Raw genomic sequence first — 19,854 nt, 5'->3', positions numbered from 1 at the left:
ATCCATGGACGCGGGCGGCATCGCCCGCATGACGTTAGAGAAAAAAGGAACAGTCAGTTTGAACGAAGTCGTGATCTACACCGATGGCGCGTGCAAGGGCAACCCGGGACCGGGCGGCTGGGGCGCGTGGCTCAAGTCGGGCCCCACCGAGAAGGAACTGTTCGGCGGTGAACTCAACACCACCAACAACCGCATGGAACTCACGGCGGTGATCGAGGGCCTGGCCGCGCTCAAGCGGCCCTGCAAGGTGCTGCTGTACCTCGACAGCCAGTACGTGCGCATGGGCATCACCGAGTGGATTCGCGGCTGGAAGGCCAAGGGCTGGCTCACCTCGACCAAGCAGCCCGTGAAGAACGTCGAGCTCTGGCAGAAGCTCGACAAGCTGGTGTCCGAGGGCGGCCACCAGATCGAGTGGCGCTGGGTCAAGGGGCACTCGGGCGATCCGGGCAACGAGCGGGCCGACATGCTGGCCAACAAGGGCGTGGACAAGGCATTGGGGCGGCTCTGACTGTCGAGACTGTCTGTTCGTGAGACACCGCGGAACCGGCTTTGCCGGGCCGCTGGTGTCGCCCCCGGCGAGGGGGTTGGCGAAGCGACACGAAGTGCGCGAAGCCTGGGGGTGTACTAGATGAGCCCTTCGAAGACCATCACGTCGACTTCCTGCCCGGCGTCGACATGGCCCTGCTCGTGGGGCAGCACCACGAGCCCGTTGGCCTCGAGCATCGAGCTCAGCACGCCCGATCCCTGGTGCGCCGCCACCCGCACCTCGGGCAACGACCCCGGCACTTGGCGGACAACGCCGCGCTGGTACTCGGTGCGCCCCGGTTTCTTGCGGATGGGCCCGGCGCTGCGCGCGCGCAGCAGCGGCGGCGGGGCGCAGGCTTCGTCGTGGCAGCCCATCAGCCGCAGCAGCGCCGGCCGCACGAAGGCCAGGAAGGCGACCATCGCCGCCACCGGATTGCCCGGCAGGCCGAACAGCACGGCCGACGTGGCCGTGGCCTCGCGCGGACGCGGAATCAGCCCCACCGCCAGCGGCCGGCCGGGCCGCATCGCGACCCGCCAGAAGGCCATGTCGCCCAGTTGCTGCATCACGTCGCGCGTGTGGTCGGCCGCGCCTGCGCTCACGCCACCGCTGGTGACGATGGCGTCGGCCTCGTGCGCCGCGCGCTGCAGCGTGGCCGCGAGCGTGGCGGGGTCGTCGTGCACCAGGCCGAGGTCGACCACCTCGCAGCCCAGCCGCGTGAGCAGCCCGAACAGGGTGTAGCGGTTGCTGTCGTACACGGCGCCTTCGCGTGGCGTGTCGCCCAGGCAGAGGATTTCGTCGCCCGTCGAGAAGTACGCCACGCGCAACCGGCGTCGCACGGTCACGCGCGCCAGGCCGAGGCTGGCGACCATGCCGAGTGCGGCCGGCGACAGGCGCTCGCCGCGCCGCAGCGCCGGCTGGCCCTGCATCAGGTCTTCGCCGGCCAGGCGCCGGTTGTCGCCGCGGCCCAGCACGCGGGCCGGAAAGCAGACCTGGTCGCCGTCGACCTTGCAGAACTCCTGCGGGATCACGGTGTCCAGGCCCGCTGGCATCATCGCGCCGGTCATGATGCGCACCGCGTCGTTCGGCCCGAGCGCGCCGCGCCAGGCCGAGCCGGCCAGCGCCGTACCCGCCACGCGCAGCGTGAGCGAATGGTCGATGGGCGCATCGGCCGGCAGCAGCGCGCCGTCGAAGGCGTAGCCGTCCATGGCGGAGTTGTCGTGCGGCGGCACGCTCACGGGCGAAACGAGGTCGTCCGCCAGCACGCGGCCGAGCGCGTCGCGCAGCGCGACCTCTTCGGCGTCGGCCACGGCCAGTGGCGCGACGAGGCGCGCGAGAAAGGCGGCGACGGTGTCGACGTCGAGGTCGCCCGCGTCGTAGTCCGCGAGGTCGGCGGCAATGGCGGCGATGCGGCTCATGGCTGTTCGAGCGTCTGCAGGTCGGCCAGCGTGTTCGCGTTGAAGAAGGCGTCGGGCGCGTCGCCGGGGCGGTCGAAGGGAACGGTCAGGGCGTTGTGCTGCGCGGTCCAGGCGCCGACCTTGCGGCCGCCTTCCTCGACAAAGCGGCGCAGGCTGTCGCGCAGTTCGATGTGCAGCAGGCAGAACACCGGCTGACGGCGCAGCACCGTGCGGCCGTCGGCCTCGGCTTCAGGCGCGGCGGCCATGGCGATGCGCGCGTGGGGGCCCTCGGCGGCCAGCGCTTCGGCCAGCCGCGCCGCCAGGTCGGGCGGAAAGCGCGGCGTGTCGCAGGGCACGGTGAGCAGCCAGGGCGTGGGGCAGTGTTCGAGCCCGCTCAGCATGCCGGCGAGCGGGCCGGGGTGGTCGGGCACGCTGTCGGCGAACACCGGCACGCCCAGCGCTTCGTAGGCGGCGAAGTTCCGATTGGCATTGATCAGCACGCCGCCGACCTGCGGCCGCAGCCGCCGCACGGCATGTGCGGCGAGCACTTCGCCCTGGAGCAGTTGCAGGCCCTTGTCGACCCCGCCCATGCGGGTGCCGCGCCCGCCGGCGAGCACGAGGCCCGTGATGTCGGCCGCTGCGATGGCCGGTGCGGTACCCATGGCTGGCGGCCTCATCCGCCGATGTAGCTCATCTCGACGCGCCGGGGCGCTGCCGCGTCGGGGGCGCTGTCGTCGGGGCCGCGCAGCGCGCGCAGCTCGGAATAGCGGTCGGCACGGCCCTGCCAGATGTGGCCGATGGCGGAGGCGATGTCGCCGTCGCTCGCGCCATCGCGCAGCATCGGGCGCAGGTCGTGGCCGTGGCTGGCGAACAGGCACAGGTACAGCTTGCCCTCGGTCGACAGGCGCGCGCGGCTGCAGTCGTGGCAGAAGGCCTGGGTCACGCTGCTGATCACGCCGATCTCGCCGCCGCCGTCGGCATAGGCCCAGCGCTGGGCGGTCTCGCCGGGCGTGGTGGCTTCGAGCGGCACGAGCGGAAACTCGGCCGCGATGCGGGCGATGACTTCGGCCGAAGGCAGCACCTCGTCCATGCGCCAGCCGTTGGTGGCGCCCACGTCCATGTACTCGATGAAGCGCAGCACGACCTTGCCGCCGTGGTGCTCGCGGAAGTAGCGCGCCATCGGCAAGATTTCCTGCTCGTTGGTGCCGCGCTTGACCACCATGTTGACCTTGATCGGGCCCAGGCCCGCGGCCAGGGCGGCGTCGATGCCTGCCAGCACGTCGGCCACCGGAAAGTCGACGTCGTTCATGTGGCGGAACACGGCGTCGTCCAGGCTGTCCAGGCTCACGGTCACGCGCTGCAGGCCGGCGGCCTTCAGCGCGGCGGCCTTGCGCTTCAGCAGCGAGCCGTTGGTGGTGAGCGTGAGCTCGAGCGGGTCGCCGCCGGGCGTGCGCAACTCGGCCAGTTGCCCGATCAGCCCCTCGATGTGCTTGCGCAGCAGCGGCTCGCCGCCGGTCAGGCGGATCTTGTGCACGCCGTGCGAGGCGAACAGGCGCGCCAGGCGCGTGATTTCCTCGAAGCTCAGCAGGGCGCTGTGCGGCAGGTACTGGTAGTCCTTGTCGAACACGTCCTTGGGCATGCAGTAGCTGCAGCGGAAGTTGCAGCGGTCGGTCACGCTGATGCGCAGGTCGGTCAGCGGGCGGCCCAGCCGGTCGGCCAGCAGGCCGGTGGCGGGCACGGCGATGTCCGGCGCGGCCACGACGGCGTGGCCGGCCTGAGCGATCGGAATGACGGTGCTGCTGCTTTTCTTCATGGGGCGATGCCGATTTTGCGCCATGGCCCGCGACCGCGCGCCATGCGGGCTACTTCAGCACTGCCGCATAGACCATGTTGCGCGCGAGGCTTCGGTAGTGGGTGCGGTACTTGGGCGACTGCAGCATCAGCACCACGAACAGCTCGTTCTTCGGATCGACCCACATGTAGGTGCCGCCCGCGCCGCCCCAGTTGTACTCGCCGCCGCCGGACGGGTAGGGCGCCTCGCCGTCGTTGCGGCGCACCGCGAAGCCCAGGCCGAAGCCGTAGCCCGGGCCCGGCAGGTACAGCGGCCCGGGCACGATGCCGGCGCCGGCGTTCGAATGGTCGGTCGTCATCAGCGCCAGCGTGCGCGGGCCGAGGTAGCGCGTGCCGTCGAGCGTGCCGCCGTTGAGCAGCATCTGCAGAAAGCGCGCGTAGTCGGATGCGGTCGACACCAGCCCGCCGCCGCCCGATTCGAACTTGCGCACGATGCGCGGGTCGTTCAGGTCGGCGCCCACGCCGAAGCTGCGGTCACTCGGCAGCGGCTCGGCGATGCGCGGCTGGCGCGCCGGCTCGGGCACGTAGTACGTGGTGTCCTTCATGCCCAGCGGGTCGAACAGGCGCGTCTTTTCGAACTGGTACAGCGACTGGCCCGACACCACCTCGACCACGCGGCCCAGGATGTCGGTGGAGTAGCTGTAGTCCCAGGTCGTGCCGGGCTGGTAGGCCAGCGGCAGCTTGGCCAGGCGCTGCGAGAACTCGGCGCTGGTCGGGTCGCCGTCCGCGAGGTTGGCGGTGTTGTAGGCCTGTTTCACCAGCCCCGGGCCGAAGAAACCGTAGGTCAGGCCCGAGGTGTGGCGCATGAGGTCCTGCACGGTGATCGGGCGGCGCGCGGGCACGGTCTCGAGCACCGGCTTGCCGTCGGCGCCGGGCTTCTCGATGCCCACCGTCATGCGGGCGTACTCGGGCAGGTACATCGCGACCGGGTCGTCCAGCTTCATGCGACCGTCTTCCACCAGCATCATCGCGGCGACCGTGGTGATGGGCTTGCTCATCGAGTAGATGCGGAAGATGCCGTCACGCGGCATCGGCGTGCCGGCTGCCGCGTCGAGCTTGCCGACGGGTTCGAACCACGCGACCTTGCCCTGGCGCGCGACCAGCAGCACCGCGCCGGGGATCTTGCCGGCGGCCACGTCGGCCTTGAGCACGTCGGTGAGCTTCTGCAGGCGTTCGCTCGAGAGGCCCACCGACTCGGGCCGGGCGGTGGGCAGCGACTGGGCGGTGGCGAGCAGCGGCAGGGCGAGGCTCAGGCCGAGCAAGGCCGTGCGCACCAGGGCGCGGCGCTTCAGGAAGGTCATGCGTGTTGTCTCCGTCGGTGGTGGATGGATGGAACCGGCAGGACGGTCTTGACGCCGTCCGTTCGAACCGGTCGCGGGGCAGTGTATCGGTGGATGGGCCGCAGGGCGGCACGCGACGAGCTGGCTGATTGGCGGCATCTATGGTGCCGATATCTTGACGCAGACAATGAGAATTACTATCATTTGAACGCCTGAGTACGCAGCACAAGCACCACGCAAAGGGCTCTCTTCCAACAAGGAGCTTCCGAACCGTGCCGTACACCCTGCCAGCCTTGCCCTATGCCTTCGACGCGCTCGAACCCCACATCGACGCGCAGACGATGGAAATCCACCACGGCAAGCACCACCAGACCTACGTGAACAACCTGAATGCGGCGTTGAAAGACACGCCGCTTGCGGACACGCCGGTCGAAGCCCTCATCGCCGGTGTCGAGGAACTGCCCGAGGCGCTGCGCGCACCCGTGCGCAACAACGGCGGCGGCCACGCCAACCACAGCCTGTTCTGGACCGTGATGGCCCCCGTGGACCAGGGCGGTGGCGGGGCGCCGTCGGGCGCGCTCGCAAAGGCCATCGACGCCGACCTGGGCGGCTTCGACGCCTTCAAGGACGCCTTCACCAAGGCCGCGCTCACGCGCTTCGGCAGCGGCTGGGCCTGGCTGGTCGTCGGTGCCGACGGCAAGCTCGCCGTGGAAAGCAGCGGCAACCAGGACAGCCCGCTGATGCGTGGCATCGGCTCGGGCAAGACCCCGATCCTGGGCCTGGACGTGTGGGAGCACGCCTACTACCTGAGGTACCAGAACCGCCGCCCCGAGTACATCGCGGCCTTCTACAACGTGGTGAACTGGGCCGAGGTGGCCCGCCGCCATGCCGCCGCGACCGGCGGCCGATGAGCCGAAGAGGAGCCCGCCCATGAACGACACGCCGCAGGGCACGGTGGCCACAGCGCCGCCGCCGAGGTCGCCGCGCCCGTTGCGCGAATGGATCGGCTTTGCCATCGTCGCGGCCGGCGCGCTGGCGCTGGGGTCGCAGTTCTGGTCCTTCGTGCGCGCCGACCCGCTGGTGTGGAACGCGCTGCGCGGCGGCTCGGTGGCGGCGCTGGCGACCGCGCTGGGCACGCTGCCGGTGCTGTTCTCGCAGAAGCTGCCCGACAAGCTGCAGGACACGCTGTTCGGCTTCGGTGCCGGCGTGATGCTCGCGGCCTGCGCCTTCTCGCTGATCATTCCCGGGCTGGACGCCGCCAAGTCGACGGGCGTTTTCGGCGGCGGCGACTGGGCCGCCGGCGGCGTGATCGGCACGGCCATCCTGCTGGGCGGCCTGGTGCTGATGACCATGGACCGCGTGCTGCCGCACGAGCACTTCATCAAGGGCCGCGAAGGGCAGAGCGGGCGGCAGCTGCGCCGCACCTGGCTCTTCGTGTTCGCGATCGCACTGCACAACGTGCCCGAGGGCCTGGCCATCGGCGTCGGCTACGCGGCCAACAACGGCGTGCGCGCCGATGCGTTGGCCACCGGCATCGCGATCCAGGACGTGCCCGAAGGTCTGGTGGTGGCCGTGGCGCTGCTGGCGGCGGGCTACAGCCGCCTGTTCGCGGTGCTGATCGGCATGGCCTCGGGGCTGGTGGAGCCGCTGGGCGCCGTGCTCGGCGCGGCGGTGGTGGGGCATTCGGCGATGCTGCTGCCCTGGGGGCTGGGCTTCGCAGCGGGTGCGATGCTGTTCGTGATCAGCCACGAGATCATTCCCGAATCGCACCGCAAGGGGCACGAGGCCTATGCGACCAGCGGGCTGATGATCGGCTTCGTGCTCATGATGTTGCTGGACACCGCGCTAGGCTGACGCCCGGGCGCGGCGTCGGTCAGCCTCAGCCGTGCTTGACGGCGATGGTTTTCAGCGTCGTGAAGCCGTACAGCGCCTCGAAGCCCTTTTCGCGCCCGTAGCCCGACGACTTCACGCCGCCGAACGGCAGTTCGACGCCGCCGCCCGCGCCGTAGTTGTTGATGAACACCTGGCCGCTCTTCACACGCCGGGCCATGCGGAACTGGCGCGCGCCGTCGGCCGTCCAGACGCCGGCCACGAGGCCGAACTGGGTGGCGTTGGCCAGGGCCACGGCTTCGTCCTCGTCGGCGAACTGCATCGCGGCGAGCACGGGGCCGAACACTTCCTCCTGCGCCAGCCGGTGGCCCACGGGCACATCGCGCAGCAGGGTCGGCGCCTGGTAGAAGCCGGTCTCGGGCGCTTCCTCGACCACCACGCCCTGCGCCACCATCGGGATGCCGGCGTGCTGCGCGTCGCTCAAGAAGTCCCACACGCGCTGCTGCTGCGTCTGGCGGATCAGCGGGCCGACGTCGAGGTCCATCGCCGCGGGGCCCACGCGCAGGGCTTCGAAGGCATGGCCCAGGCGTTCGAGCAGGGGCTCGTAGATGTCGCGCTGGATCAGCACCCGCGAACCCGCCGAGCAGGTCTGGCCGGCGTTCTGCACGATGGCGTTGATCACCACGGGAATCACCGCGTCCAGATCGGCGTCGGCGAACACGATCTGCGGGCTCTTGCCGCCCAGTTCGAGCGTGACCGGGCAGTGCCGTTCGGCCGCCACCTGCTGGATCAGCGTGCCGATCTTCGGGCTGCCCGTGAAGCTGATGTGGTCGATGCCTTCGTGCCGCGCGAGCGCGTCGCCCACTTCATGGCCGTAGCCCGTCACGATGTTGAGCGCACCGGCCGGAAAGCCGACCTCGGCCGCCAGTTGCGCCACGCGGATCAGCGACAGGCAGGCGTCTTCGGCCGGCTTCACCACGCACACGTTGCCCGCCGCCAGGGCGCCGCCCACGCTGCGCCCGAAGATCTGCATCGGGTAGTTCCACGGAATGATGTGGCCCGTGACGCCGTGCGGCTCGCGCCAGGTGAAGACGCTGTAGCCGTCCTGGTAGGGAATGGTCTCGCCGTGCAGCTTGTCGCAGGCGCCGGCATAGAACTCGAAGTAGCGCACCAGCGCCACCGCGTCGGCGCGGGCCTGCTTCACGGGCTTGCCGCAGTCGCGCTGCTCGATGAGCGCGAGCTCGTCGACGTGCTCGGCGATCTTCTGCGAAAGCTTGAAGAGCAGGCGGCCGCGGTCGGCGGCGCTGACCTTGTGCCACACGCCCTCGAAGCAGTCGCGCGCGGCGCGCACGGCGGCGTCGATGTCGGCAGCGTTGCTGCGCTGGATCTCGTCGAAGGGCTGGCCGTCCGACGGGTCGATGACGGGGAGGGTGCGGCCGGAGGCGGAGGGAACGTCCGCGTTGGCGATGTAGTTGAGCTGCATGGGGCGAGATTTTGCGCGAAGCCCGCCCCGCGCGTGGCGCCCCGGCCGGCCCGCCTTACTTCGCCGCGGTGGCTTTGGGCAGCGCGCGCACGGCGTTCAGCATGCGCTCGACGTGCTTGTCGGGGTTGAGGTTCTGGTAGTAGTAGGCGACCTTGCCGTCGGTCGCGATCACGTACGACAGGCGGTTGGCGAAGTCGGGCCGGGTTTGCATCAGCGCGTCGAAGCCCTGGATCACGGTCTTGCCCTGGTCGGAGGCCACCGGAAAGCGGCTCTGGCACGACTTGACCGAGAACTTGGAGAGCGTGTCGATGTCGTCGGCCGACACGCCGATCACCGAGGCGCCGAGTGCGGCGAACTGGTCGACCGCCTCGGCGAAGGCGTGGGCCTCGATGGAACAGTCGTTGGAGTCGGCCGCCGGAAAGAAGTACAGCACCACCGGCCCCTTGGCCAGCGCCTCGGCCAGCGAGTAGCGGAAGGTCTTGCCGCCGAGCGCGGCCGTGGCCGTGAACTTGGGCACCGGATCGCCGATGTCGAGTGCGGCGTGGGCATGGGGTACCCCGGTGGCGAGGGCCGCGGCCCACAAAGCGGTGCGCAAAAGGAGCGATCGGGCCATGATGTAACTCCGAAGCGAAGTGAACCGAATTCTAGGACGACGCTTCGCGAAATGGGCCCCGTTGAAACCGCCGCGGGAGGACCGGCGTACATCAGGGCAGTGGCACCCACAACGACAAGAGGAACCCGACCATGAACGCCTGGGCCCGATCTCTTCTGCGCACGGCGCTGGCCGGCGTGCTGCTGGCATTGCTCGGCGCGTGCGGCTCGCTGCCGCCGGCGCGCGAACGCCCGGCCGAACACGCCGCCGCCGCCGACCCGGGCACCGCGCTCGCGAAGATCGTCGCGGCCTCCACGCCGCCCGGCGAGCATTCGGGCTTCCGGCTGATGCCGCTGGGCGTGTACTCGCTCGACGCACGCCTGCAGCTCGCGCAGCGCGCCGAGCGCTCGCTGGTGGTGCAGTACTACCAGCTCGAGAACGACGCCACCGGCCGGCTGCTGCTGCGCACGCTGCGCGAGGCGGCGGCGCGCGGCGTGAAGGTGCGGGTGCTGGTGGACGATCTGTACACGGTGAAGAGCCAGCAGCTGTTGCTGGCGCTGTCCGAGACGCCCAATGTGTCGGTGCGCCTGTTCAACCCGTTCTGCTGCGCGCGCGACGGGTTCCTGTCGCGTTTCGTGGTGTCGATCTTCGACATCCATCGGCTCAACCACCGCATGCACAACAAGCTCTTCATTGCCGACGGCGCGATGGCGGTGGTGGGCGGGCGCAACATCGCCGACGAGTATTTCGTGCTGAGCGAAGCGCAGAACTTTATCGACATGGACGCGCTGGTGGTCGGCAAGGTGGTGCCGCAGCTCGAGTCCATCTTCGACGCCTACTGGAACAGCGACCAGATCTGGCCCATTGCCGAGATCGTGCGCAAAGAGGCCGGCGCCGCCACCTTCGATGCCGAGATCGGCATGTCGGGCCCGCCGCCGAAGGTCGTGCTGCCGCCCTCGGACATCCTCGGCTACGGCCCCATCGCCGAAGAGCTCGACGGTGGCCGCATGGGCCTGCTGTGGGGCGAGGCCCGCGCCATCGCCGACCCGCCCTCCAAGCCCACGACGCTGACGGCCGAGGACGCCATTGCCACCAGCGTGACGATGAAGGTCTGGGCGCTGCTGCTCGACGCCAAGACCGAGGTCGACCTGACCTCGCCCTACCTCGTGCCCGGCGAGCGCGGCATGGCCGCCTTCGAGGACCTGGCCAAGCGCAAGGTCAAGCTCACGCTGCTGACCAACTCGCTGGCCGCCAACGACGAGCCGCTGGTGCACACCGGCTATGCGCGCTACCGCGAGCGCCTGCTGAAAGGCGGCGCCGACCTGTACGAGCTGAGCCCGCAGCGCACCACCGCGAGCATGCGTTTCGGCAGCTTCGGCAACTCGCTGGGCCGGCTGCACGCCAAGACCGCCGCCATCGACAAGACGCGCATCTTCATCGGCTCGATGAACCTCGATCCGCGCTCGGCCAGCCAGAACACCGAGATGGGCGTGGTGGTCGACAACCCGCAGCTGGCGCGCGAGATGCTGCGCATCATCCATGTGAGCAAGCTGCAGAACTCGTACCGGCTGCGCCTGTCGAAGGAGGGCGGCACGCTCGAATGGCTCACGAACGATGGCGAGAAAGAGGTGATCCTCACCTCGGAACCCGAGTCGGGTTTCTTCCAGCGCCTGTACAACACCCTGATCTCCCCGCTGGTGCCCGAGATGCTGTTGTAGCCTCGGGGGATGGCGCAGACCTTCACTTCTCTTTCGGCCCCGCAGGTCATGCTGTGGGGCCTGCTGTTCTTCGGCGGCATCTACCTGGGTTTCGGCACGCTCACCTGGCTGCTCACGAAGCGGGTGCTGCCGGCGCTGGGCATCGGACGCGCGCTCGACCCTCGGCCGCTGCAGCCCGGCCAGCTGCGACGCGAGCTCACGCAGTCGGGCATCTCGGTGCTGATCTTCGGGCTGGGCATGGTGTTCCCGTGGGGGCTGCTGCAGCTGGGCTGGGCGCGACTCGAGCCCGACGCGGGCTGGCGCCGCATCGGCATCGAGATCCTCGTGCTCGCGGTGTGGAACGACGTGCATTTCTGGCTCAACCACCGGCTGCTGCACACGCGCTGGCTGCGCCGTTTCCACGGGCCGCACCACCGCTCGTTCGTGACCACGCCGTGGGCCACCTACAGCTTTCACCCGATCGAGGCGCTGATGCTCGGCAACGTGATCCTGCTGCCGATGGTGCTGCACGACTTCAGCTTCTGGTCGCTGGCGTCGGTGCCGGTCTTCAGCCTGTTCTTCAACTGCGTCGGGCATTCGAACTACGACTTCGTGCCCGGCGTGTCGTACAGCCACTGGTTCGCCGCGAGCCGCCGTCACCACCTGCACCATGCCGTGCACAACGGCAACTACGGCTTCCAGTTCACCTTCATGGACCGGCTGTTCCGCACGCGCATCGCGGCCGACGCGGCCGAGCCGCTGTTCCAGGCGTTTCGAAAGAAGCATGGCGCCACGACGGCCTGACGGGCGCCATCGGCTGCCGCGGCTGCGCCACTGGCGCGACTGGCAAAGCCTCGCGTACCTCGTCGCCTTGCCCGCGCTGGCCGCGTGGCAGTGGGTGCACGGCTTCCAGGTGGTGCTGTATGCGCTGATGCTGTTCCTCACGCTCGGCATCGGCGTGATCCACCACAACCACGTGCACCTGCGCATGTGGCGCGGTCGGCGCATGAACCGGTTCACCGACTTCTGGATCACGCTGCTGCAAGGCCACCCGACCTTCGTCTTCTGGCCCGCGCATGTGGCCAACCACCATCGCCATCGTCATGGACCGAAGGACGTGGCGCGCACCTACCGCTTCGGCGGCGACACCAACCACCTGTGGGGCTACCTGCTGCACCCGTTCCAGGCGGTGTGGGTGCTGATGCCGCTGTTTTTCGGCTGGCTCGCGCGGCTGCACCAGCATCACCGCGGTGCCTGGCGCTACTGCATGGCGCAGTACGCGCTGTGGCTGGTCAGCTGGACCGTCCTGCTGGCGATCGACTGGCGCAAGGCGTTGCTCTTCGTGATCGTGCCGCAGCTGCACGGCCTGCACTGGCTGCTGGCCACCAACTACCTGCAGCACGCGCACGCCGACGGCCGCAAGACGTCGCGCAAGGAGGCACCCGGCGATACCCGCGGTAGCCAGTTGAACTACGCACGCAATTTCGAGGGGTTGGTGAACCCCTTGCTGTTCAACATCGGCCTGCACACCGCACACCACGAGAACCCGCATGCCCATTGGTCCGAGCTCACGCACCTGCACCACACGCGCTACCGCGCGCAGGTCGCGCCCGCGCTCAACGAGGGCGGGCTGGTGCCGTACATGGTGCGCGTCTTCGTGCTGGGGACCGTGTGGCCGCGTTTTCGCAGCCGCTCGCTGATGCCTCCCGATTCACCTATTGCCTGAACCCATGCCCGTTTCATTCCAACGCGTGTACCTCGAAAGCGCCGGCTATTTCATGCCCGGCGAGCCTGTTCCCAACGACCGCATGGACGCGTACATCGCGCCGCTCAACCGCATGTCGGAGCGCATCAAGCGCCGCATCCTGGCCGAGAACGGCATCCTCACGCGACACTACGCGATCGACGAAGAAGGCGTGACGCGCCACACCAACGCGCAGCTGGCGGCCGGCGCGATCCGCGACTGCCTGCAGCGTGGCGGCGCGGAGTTGTCGCGCGTGTCGCTGCTGGCCAGCGGCTCCTCGGGCGGCGACACGTTGATGCCCGGCTTCGCCAACATGATCCAGGGCGAGCTGGCGGCGCAGCCGATGGAAACGCATTCGGTGCACGGCATCTGCGCGGCCGGCGTGTCGGCGATCCAGACGGCGGCGCAGGGCATCGAGCTGGGCGCGCACCGTTCGGCGCTGGCGGTGGCGAGCGAAATGCCGTCGCGCCTGTTCAAGCGCTCACGCTTTGCCGCGCGCGGCTACGAGACCGACTTCGACTCGCACTTCCTGCGCTGGATGCTGTCCGATGGCGCGGGCGCGCTGCTGCTGTCCGACGGCACGCCCGCGCTGGCCGGCAAGCCGGGGTTGCGCCTGAAGCTGAAGTGGGTGCACCAGCGCGCCTTCTCGGGCGACTACCCGGTGTGCATGCAGCTCGGCCTCACTGAGGATCGCGCGCGCGGCCACCTTGATTTCGGTTCATGGGCCGAGGCCGAGGCGGCCGGCGCGCTGTCGCTGCGCCAGGATATCCGCCTCTTGCCGCACCTGTTCGACATCGGCATCCACGAGTACGCCGGCCTGGTGCGCGACGGCTGGGTCGATCCGAAGCGGGTCGACCATTTCCTCTGCCACTACTCGTCGGAAAAATTCATCCCGGTGGTCGAAGACCTGATGGCCAAGGCCGACCTGGCGATTCCGCGCGAGCGCTGGTGGAGCAACCTGGCCTGGCGCGGCAACACCGGCGCGGCATCGATCCTCGTGATGCTCGCCGAGTTCCTGCACACCAAGGCGTTGAAGCCGGGCGAGCAGATCTTCTGCTACGTGCCGGAGTCGGGGCGCTTCATGGCGGCGTACATGCTGCTCGAGGTCGAGGCCGTCGATGCGGCGCCTGTCGTGATCGCGCCCCGCGCGGCGACGGTGGCGCCCGACGACGACCTCGTCATTGCGCCCCCGCACGACCCGGCCGCCGCGCCCGAGGGCCTGGGCGCCTTGCTGACCGAGCTGGCCGCGATCTGGCACGACTACCGTTCGCGCGTGTGGCGCACGCCGCTGATCCGCCAGATCCGTGAGCGCCGTTTCGCCGTGCCCGACTACCTGAACTGGATGGAGCAGTGGGTGCCGCAGGTGCGCGAAGGCAGCCTGTGGATGCGCGAAGGCGCCGCCTCGCTGAGCGAGCCGTACCGCATGCTGTCGTCGCTGATCGACGTGCACGCGGGCGAGGAGCAGAACGACTTCAACATCCTCTTCAGCGACTACCGCAAGGCCGGCGGCACGGTCGAATCGATCGACGAACTGCGCCGCAACCCCGGCGGCGAGGCGCTCAACGCCTACCTGCACGGCCTGGCCGCCACGCGCGACCCGATCGGCCTTTTGGGCGCGATCTACATCATCGAAGGCACGGGCCAGCGCATCGTGCCGGCGCTGCTGCCGCTGCTCAAGGCCAGCCTGAAGCTGCCGCCCGACGCCTTCCGTTTCCTCGAGTACCACGGCCACAACGACGAGCACCACCTGAATCGCTGGCTCGCCGCGGTCGAGATGGTGATGGCCGTGGAAGGGCAGGCCCGCGCCGCTCGACAGATTGCCGACACCGCGCGTCACACGGCGGCGTTGTACCTGATGCAGTTCCAGCACATCACCGAACGAATGCCCCATGGATCGAACACCTGAGTTCCTGAAGCAGGCCCACGACGAGCGCGACCCCAGCCCCTGGCTGGCGCTGTACCTCGACCAGAGCACGCCGCTGCCCGACGACGTGAAGGCGGCGTGGCTGGCCGATTCGAGCTCGGCCTCGCGCCAGTACCTGCTGCCGTTCCTGCGGCCGATCGCGCGGCTGACGATCATCCTGATCCAGATCGTGAAGGTGTTCGTGCCGCGCAACTGGTCGCATTCGGTGCTGCTGCACCGCTTCCTGGCGTGGGGGCTCAAGCGCTTCGTGTCGCCCGAGGCGAACTGGCTGATCCTGCGGCACTTTCACCTGGGCTCGCAGGTGCTGGCCTTCATCGGGCGCAACTCGCCCGCGCCCGTGGGCACGTCGCCGCTGGAACCGGCCGACATCGACGCGCTGAAGGACGAGATGTTCCTCAAGCACGACCTGAACCTGTTCAACTTCGTGATCCGGCTGAACACGGCGCTGCGCGACAAGGGGCTGGCGCTGTGCAAGGCCGAGCAGGTCGATTTCTCGATGATCCAGCCGCCGGCGTTGCGGCTGGAAGACATGCCCCAGGGCAAGCTGAATTTTCTCGACCTGCAAAGCGCCATCGAGCTGTTCACGCCGTTGTACCAGCTGATGCTGACCGACAACGATTTCTGGCGCGCCGCCAACTCCTTGCAACTGGACGAAACCATCGGCATCTACGCGGCGACGATCCTGAACGCGCCGGAGCACCTGATCCTGGTCAACAACAAGCATCCGCTGGTGCCGCTGTCGACCTTGCGGGCCGGGCACCGGCTGGTGATCCACGGCCTGTCGACCGAAATGCTCCACAGCCTGCTCCAACGCATGCGCGCGGCGCAGGAAGCCATGTCGGCAGAGACACTTCCGCGCGACCCGCCCCTTGCATAGGGGTATGCTGTCCCCACATGCAAACCATGAACACGACCCGAAATCCGTCTCCCAAGACCGATCTGGCAGTGACCCACGTGCTGGCTCAACTGCTGGAGAGGCTTGAGCACAGCGCCGTGCCGGTTGGTGCCGAGCAGTACCGCTCGGTGGTCGAGCACCTGGTGCATGAATTCGAAGACGTCGAGCCCGGTGCCGAACTGGGCCAGTTGCTCGATGCCTATCCGGCCGCCTCCGAGGTCTACGAAAATATGAATTACCAGCACGCCGGCCTTTGCCGCTCGGCGCTGGACGTTTCCCTGGCCGCCGAAGGCGCAGCCAGGGAAGCCATTGCCCGCGCCATGCGCGGTGACGAATCGAACAAGGACAAGATGCATGGCCAAGGGTGAAGTGAAAACGGCAGTGGTGGCGGACGGGCTGCGCTACAAATCGAAGGCGCCGGGCTCTCCGTTCCGCGCCTCGGCGTCGTTCAGCGGGGCCACGATGTCCTGCTTCATGTGCGGCAAGCACCGCGTGCGTTCGCAGCTGCGCACGCGCCAGGTGCTGGGCAAGTCGCAGACCGTCTGCGCGCCGTCGTGCAAGGCGCTGGACGAGGCCCTCGAGGCCGAAGCATCGTCGAGCTGAGCGCCTAGCACGGCGCCGCGTCGCGTTGGCGACATGGCCTCATCGGCATGTCGTCGATTGCCTTCCATCCCGGTCGCAATCGATATACAGTTGGACACAAATGATGCAAGTAATTGCATTTAATCTAAAGTTCTAATTTGTAGCCGATGACCACTCAAATCCAGCAAGAAGGCGATCGGTGCCCCGCGGCGGGCGTGGATTTTTCTCTGCGTGGAGGGCCTGAGCTGTGAACAAGCCACGTTACGTCGTCATGCAGGTCGTCAAGCGCTCGTCCGGCAGCGCCGCGCACCATGTCGAATTCCTCATGGACGACAACTTTGCCGAGCGCCTGCGCCAATTGCGCTCACTGGTGCCGCCGCTGGGAGCCCTCAACAAGCAACGCGACCTCGTGATCGACAAGGTGCGCGTGCGCCTGCCCAACGCCATCTGGCGCTCGGGCAACGAGATCGCCATCGACGGCGGGGTGGACGGCTCCTGCATCGTGATCGCGGCCGAGGGCTCGTTCAACTGCGGCGGCAAGGACCGCCGCACGCGCGAAAAGCTCGTGACCTACAACTTCTCGATCGCACGCCTGATCGAACTGCACAGCGAACGCCCCGAAGGCGAAACGCTCTACATCCGCGACGGCGTGTTCGCCAACGACGAACCGGCCGAATCACCGGCCGGCCGCTGGGTGGCTTCCATGCACGAACTCGAAGTGGTGATGCGCGTGCCCGATGCGCCGTCGGACTTCGACACGCTGCACGACCTCACGCTGCGCGCCGACGGGCAGCCAACGCAGGCGGGCGCGCTGAGCCCGCACCGCGCCAGCATCTACTGACGAACTCAGGCCGACGTGGCCGCAGGCGCGCCCACGGGCGTGAACTGCGCGCCGTTGTCGGCCAGCCAGCGCGCCGAGAGGCTGCTGTCCTGCTGGTCGGGGTGGAAGTCGCTGCGCAGGTACTGGCGCCAGCCCGCGAGATTGCCCCGCAGCAGGCCGCCGCGGCCCAACAGGATGCGCGCGGCGCTCTTCCAGGTGGCCCACTTCCACAATTGCTTTTCATGCCGCAGGTTGTCGACCGTCTGGCGCATCAGGTCGCCGAGGAACATCACCGTCACGCGGCGGAACCAGCGCGTGCGCCATTCGTCGGAGCCGCCCGCGGCCTTGTAGATGTCGAAGGCCACGCTCTTGTGCTCCAGCTCTTCCGCGCTGTGCCACAGCCACATCGTGCGCAGCCGGGGCTCGGCGCCGTCAAGAATCTCGGGGCGGGCCAGCAGCCACTCGGCGAACATGGCAGTGAAGTGCTCGGTGGCCGCCGTCACGGCCAGCGCGTGGCGCGGATCGGCGCCGTCCATCAGTTCCATGCGCTGGCTGGCGCGCGCGGTCCAGCGGTCGACCAGGCCTTGCTGCTCCAGGTGCGCGTTGAACAGCGAATGGATGCGCCGGTGCGTCGCCTCCTGGCCGATGAAGCCGCGCACGTCGGCGCGGTGGCGTTCCTGCACCTCGGGCGGCAGCGTGGCCATGGCGTCGCGCACGGCGTCGATGAAGAACTGCTCGCCGAAGGGGAAGCTCATCGACAAGGCGTTGAAGAAAGCCGTCGAGAAGGCATCGCCGCCGCACCAGTCGTGCGAGAAGGGCGGTTGCAGATCGATCAGCAGGCGGCGGACAACGAGTTCGGTCATGGGGTGGCAATTCCTGAGTTCGTGGGTAAAAGTTGGTACAACTCCGTACCGCGTGCCGCCATGGTGCAATTGTGAGCTGGTACTGTCAAGTACCAAGGCGTAGGAAAATGAATCGCACATGACTGCCACGATCGACAAAACCGCCACGCCCGATGCCGCCGAAGGCGCGCCCAGCGAGCACTACGCGCGGCTGCTCCAGGGCATGGCGCACGCCGTGGCGGCCAAGGGCTACGCCGACACCACCATTGCCGACATCGTGCGCGAGGCCGCCGTGTCGCGGCGCACGTTCTACGAGCACTTCAGCACCAAGACCGAGTGCCTGATCGCCCTGTACGAAACGGCCAGCCGGCTCGGCCTGCAGGCCGTGAGCGAGGCCTTCGACCCGGCCCAGCCCTGGCACACGCAGGTGGAGCAGGCGATGACCGCCTACATGGACTACCTCGCCCAAGACCCGGTGCTGCTGCGCACGCTGTTCGTCGAGATCCTCGGGCTGGGGCTGCCCGGCCTGGCGGCGCGGCGGCGCGTGAACGGCGAGATCGCCAACTTCATCCAGGTGGCGATCAACAGCAGCGACTCAGGCGAGGTGCCTGCGGCGCACATGAGCAGCCAGATGGCGATGACGGTGGTGGGCGGCATCAACGAACTGGTGCTGCAGGCCATCGAGCAGGACCGCGTGGGCGATCTGCGCGAGCTGGTGGCGCCCGCCACGCGGCTGGTGCGCGCCGTCGCGGCGGACAGCCGACGCTAGTCGCGTTCGTTGTGGCGCGACGTGGCCGCAGCCCACAGCACGAGCAGTCCCGCCACCACCATCGCCGCCAGCGCGGTCAGATACGGCAGCACGTCGTGCAGCGGCGCCCCCATCTGGTTGAGCCGCAGCGAGGCCTGGATGCCCGCCGTGCTCGGGAACAGCCAGCGCAGCGCCTGCAGCGGCGCGGGCAGGGCCTCGACGGGCCACGAGAATCCTGAGAGAAACGCCATCGGCAGCGCAGTGAAGAGCAGCACCTGCAATGCACGCTCGCGGTCGCGGAACCAGCAGCCCAGCAGCAGACCGAGCATGCAGATCGCCGGCACGTAGAACAGCAGAAGCACCAGCGCCCCGAACGGATTGCCGCCGCGCGGGTAGTCCTGCAGGAAGAACACCCAGCCGAAATAGAACAGGCCGCTCAGCACGCCGAAGCCCGACAGCGCGCCCAGCCGCCCCAGCCACGCGCCCATGCCGGCGCGCAGCCGGCCGGCCTCGGCCCAGGTGCCGGCCAGCATCGCGGCGCCCATCAGCAGCGTCTGCTGCAGGATCAGCAGCGCCACCGCCGGCACCACGTAGCTGCCGTAACCCTCGGTCGGGTTGAACAGCGCCACCAGTTGCGTGTTGAGCGGGCTGCGGCTGCGCGCGGCCTGGACCGCGCTTTGGCCGCCGGCCTGCAGCTTGCGGATCTCGACGCCGGCCGACACCGTGCCCACCGCCTCCGAGAAACCGTAGAGCACCGCCTTGTTCAGCAGCGCGTAGGCGCCGTTGCCCTCGATGCTCACCACCGCCGGCGTGCCGCGCAGCACGTTGCGCTTGAGGTCCTTTGGCAGCAGCGCGTAGCCCTCGATCTCGCCGCGCCACAGCGCTTGCTGCGCCTCGTGCACGTCGGACGTGACCATGCGCACATCGAGCCGCGGGCTGGCCATGGCGAAGCGCGCGATCTGCCGCGACAGCCCGCTGTGGTCCTGGTCGACCACCGCCACCGGCACCCGCGTGACGGCCTGCGTGCCGTAGGGCCACGGGTAGAAGAAGCCGTAGATGATGGGCGCGAGCAGCATGATCAGCAGCACGCCCTTGTCGCGCAGCACGCCGAGGGCGGTGTCGCGCCAGGCGTCGGCGAAGCCTGGGATGCGCGTGCTCATCAGCGGCCTCCCCACGTCTCGGGCGCACCGGCCGCACGCACCAGCAGCGTGGCTGACACGGCCAGCAGCACCGCGGTGCCCACCACCATCCACAGCGGCGTGGCGGCCGAGTAGGCCAGGGGCGCGCCCATCTGCAGCTGCTCCATCTGCACGCGGATGTAGTGCGTGTACGGCAGCAGGCCGGCCCACAGCTGTGCGAGCACCGGCATGGCGACCAGCGGAAAGCCCACGCCGCCGAACGCGAAGGCCGGCGCGGTGATGAAGCCGGTGGCCGACAGCGCGGTGCGCAGCGAGCGCGTGAGGCTGGCCACGAAGGCGCCGAGCGCGATCGACAGCGCAAGGAACACCATCAGCGCGAACAGCGTCCATCCCACCGAGCCGACCGGGTGCCAGCCGCGGCCCGCCGTGATCCACAGCATGGCGGCCAGGCCCACCGCCGACAGGCTCGCGAACGGCAGCGCCAGCTTGCCCGCCAGCGCGGCCAGC

At 68.9% G+C, this 19,854-nt stretch carries 21 protein-coding genes; 12 read left to right on the top strand and 9 right to left on the bottom strand.

Annotated elements, in window-relative coordinates:
• The first annotated feature begins 58 nt into the window (after positions 1-58).
• Positions 59-508, top strand: coding sequence for a ribonuclease HI (gene rnhA / locus VBO01S_RS08740; protein ID WP_062473103.1), 450 nt, complete (start codon positions 59-61; stop codon positions 506-508).
• 116 nt (positions 509-624) lie between these two features.
• On the opposite strand, the gene moeA is transcribed toward rnhA, so the two are convergent.
• Genes moeA through VBO01S_RS08720 form a run of 4 tightly spaced genes read right to left on the bottom strand, consistent with a single transcriptional unit; the run spans position 625 to position 5,072 of the window.
• The gene (moeA, locus tag VBO01S_RS08735) at positions 625-1,941 is read right to left on the bottom strand and encodes a molybdopterin molybdotransferase MoeA (RefSeq protein WP_062473102.1); all 1,317 of its coding nucleotides are present in this window, start codon (positions 1,939-1,941) and stop codon (positions 625-627) included.
• Positions 1,938-2,582 carry a molybdenum cofactor guanylyltransferase MobA gene (gene mobA / locus VBO01S_RS08730; RefSeq protein ID WP_157627314.1) on the bottom strand — a complete coding sequence of 215 codons (645 nt, stop codon included), beginning with the start codon at positions 2,580-2,582 and terminating at the stop codon, positions 1,938-1,940. Before mobA ends, moeA begins: the two co-directional genes overlap by 4 nt.
• Positions 2,583-2,593: 11 nt before the next feature.
• Positions 2,594-3,733: a GTP 3',8-cyclase MoaA gene (gene moaA / locus VBO01S_RS08725; RefSeq protein WP_062473100.1), complete on the bottom strand. Its 1,140-nt coding sequence runs from the start codon at positions 3,731-3,733 to the stop codon at positions 2,594-2,596.
• Between the two features lie 49 nt (positions 3,734-3,782).
• Positions 3,783-5,072, bottom strand: coding sequence for a serine hydrolase domain-containing protein (locus VBO01S_RS08720; protein ID WP_062473099.1), 1,290 nt, complete (start codon positions 5,070-5,072; stop codon positions 3,783-3,785).
• Positions 5,073-5,323: 251 nt separating this feature from the next.
• Here VBO01S_RS08720 and VBO01S_RS08715 point away from each other — a divergent pair, with 251 nt between their 5' ends.
• Both VBO01S_RS08715 and VBO01S_RS08710 read left to right on the top strand, forming a co-directional pair.
• A complete protein-coding gene (locus VBO01S_RS08715; RefSeq protein ID WP_062473098.1) occupies positions 5,324-5,962 on the top strand; it encodes a superoxide dismutase in 639 nt (212 codons plus the stop codon).
• Between the two features lie 19 nt (positions 5,963-5,981).
• Complete coding sequence (locus VBO01S_RS08710; protein ID WP_062473097.1) at positions 5,982-6,905, top strand: ZIP family metal transporter; 924 nt, start codon at positions 5,982-5,984, stop codon at positions 6,903-6,905.
• 25 nt (positions 6,906-6,930) lie between these two features.
• Here the strand turns inward: VBO01S_RS08710 and VBO01S_RS08705 are convergent, their stop codons facing one another.
• Both VBO01S_RS08705 and VBO01S_RS08700 read right to left on the bottom strand, forming a co-directional pair.
• Entirely contained in the window at positions 6,931-8,364 is a 1,434-nt protein-coding gene (locus VBO01S_RS08705) for an aldehyde dehydrogenase family protein (RefSeq protein ID WP_062473096.1), read from the bottom strand.
• Between the two features lie 55 nt (positions 8,365-8,419).
• Positions 8,420-8,977 (bottom strand): peroxiredoxin, encoded by a 558-nt coding sequence (locus VBO01S_RS08700; RefSeq protein ID WP_062473095.1) that lies wholly within the window; start codon positions 8,975-8,977, stop codon positions 8,420-8,422.
• A gap of 131 nt (positions 8,978-9,108) precedes the next feature.
• On the opposite strand from VBO01S_RS08700, the gene VBO01S_RS08695 reads away from it, so the two are divergent.
• The 8 genes from VBO01S_RS08695 to VBO01S_RS08660 all read left to right on the top strand — a co-directional run bounded on the left by VBO01S_RS08695 (position 9,109) and on the right by VBO01S_RS08660 (position 16,639).
• Positions 9,109-10,674: a phospholipase D family protein gene (locus tag VBO01S_RS08695; RefSeq protein WP_062473093.1), complete on the top strand. Its 1,566-nt coding sequence runs from the start codon at positions 9,109-9,111 to the stop codon at positions 10,672-10,674.
• A 9-nt stretch (positions 10,675-10,683) separates the two neighbouring features.
• A complete protein-coding gene (locus VBO01S_RS08690) occupies positions 10,684-11,457 on the top strand; it encodes a sterol desaturase family protein (protein ID WP_062473087.1) in 774 nt (257 codons plus the stop codon).
• On the top strand, positions 11,438-12,379 hold the full coding sequence (locus VBO01S_RS08685; protein ID WP_062473085.1) for a fatty acid desaturase family protein: 942 nt from the start codon (positions 11,438-11,440) through the stop codon (positions 12,377-12,379). The genes VBO01S_RS08690 and VBO01S_RS08685 overlap by 20 nt, the downstream gene beginning before the upstream one ends.
• Before the next feature lie 4 nt (positions 12,380-12,383).
• Complete coding sequence (locus VBO01S_RS08680; protein WP_062473083.1) at positions 12,384-14,303, top strand: StlD/DarB family beta-ketosynthase; 1,920 nt, start codon at positions 12,384-12,386, stop codon at positions 14,301-14,303.
• A complete protein-coding gene (locus VBO01S_RS08675) occupies positions 14,287-15,198 on the top strand; it encodes a DUF6999 family protein (protein ID WP_062473081.1) in 912 nt (303 codons plus the stop codon). Before VBO01S_RS08680 ends, VBO01S_RS08675 begins: the two co-directional genes overlap by 17 nt.
• Positions 15,199-15,224: 26 nt before the next feature.
• Positions 15,225-15,584: a hypothetical protein gene (locus VBO01S_RS08670; RefSeq protein WP_370680636.1), complete on the top strand. Its 360-nt coding sequence runs from the start codon at positions 15,225-15,227 to the stop codon at positions 15,582-15,584.
• The gene (locus tag VBO01S_RS08665; RefSeq protein ID WP_056580179.1) at positions 15,571-15,819 is read left to right on the top strand and encodes a hypothetical protein; all 249 of its coding nucleotides are present in this window, start codon (positions 15,571-15,573) and stop codon (positions 15,817-15,819) included. Before VBO01S_RS08670 ends, VBO01S_RS08665 begins: the two co-directional genes overlap by 14 nt.
• Positions 15,820-16,045: 226 nt before the next feature.
• Positions 16,046-16,639 (top strand): hypothetical protein, encoded by a 594-nt coding sequence (locus tag VBO01S_RS08660; RefSeq protein ID WP_062473077.1) that lies wholly within the window; start codon positions 16,046-16,048, stop codon positions 16,637-16,639.
• A gap of 5 nt (positions 16,640-16,644) precedes the next feature.
• Here VBO01S_RS08660 and VBO01S_RS08655 read toward each other — a convergent pair whose 3' ends face one another.
• Positions 16,645-17,481 (bottom strand): metal-dependent hydrolase, encoded by an 837-nt coding sequence (locus VBO01S_RS08655; RefSeq protein WP_062473075.1) that lies wholly within the window; start codon positions 17,479-17,481, stop codon positions 16,645-16,647.
• A gap of 118 nt (positions 17,482-17,599) precedes the next feature.
• Here VBO01S_RS08655 and VBO01S_RS08650 point away from each other — a divergent pair, with 118 nt between their 5' ends.
• Positions 17,600-18,229, top strand: a complete 630-nt coding sequence (locus tag VBO01S_RS08650) for a TetR/AcrR family transcriptional regulator (RefSeq protein WP_062473073.1) — start codon at positions 17,600-17,602, stop codon at positions 18,227-18,229.
• Here the strand turns inward: VBO01S_RS08650 and VBO01S_RS08645 are convergent.
• Positions 18,226-19,368: an ABC transporter permease gene (locus tag VBO01S_RS08645; protein WP_062473071.1), complete on the bottom strand. Its 1,143-nt coding sequence runs from the start codon at positions 19,366-19,368 to the stop codon at positions 18,226-18,228. The two genes, VBO01S_RS08650 and VBO01S_RS08645, sit on opposite strands and share 4 nt — an antisense overlap.
• Positions 19,368-19,854 (bottom strand): ABC transporter permease (locus VBO01S_RS08640; RefSeq protein ID WP_157627313.1); only part of this gene is annotated, 487 nt, incomplete at its 5' end. The genes VBO01S_RS08645 and VBO01S_RS08640, both read right to left, overlap by 1 nt.

This window comes from Variovorax boronicumulans NBRC 103145 (genome assembly GCF_001591345.1).
Classification (GTDB): domain Bacteria; phylum Pseudomonadota; class Gammaproteobacteria; order Burkholderiales; family Burkholderiaceae_C; genus Variovorax; species Variovorax boronicumulans.
The sequence above is the reverse complement of the archived record's forward strand: the minus strand, read 5'-3'. Positions and strand labels throughout refer to the sequence as shown.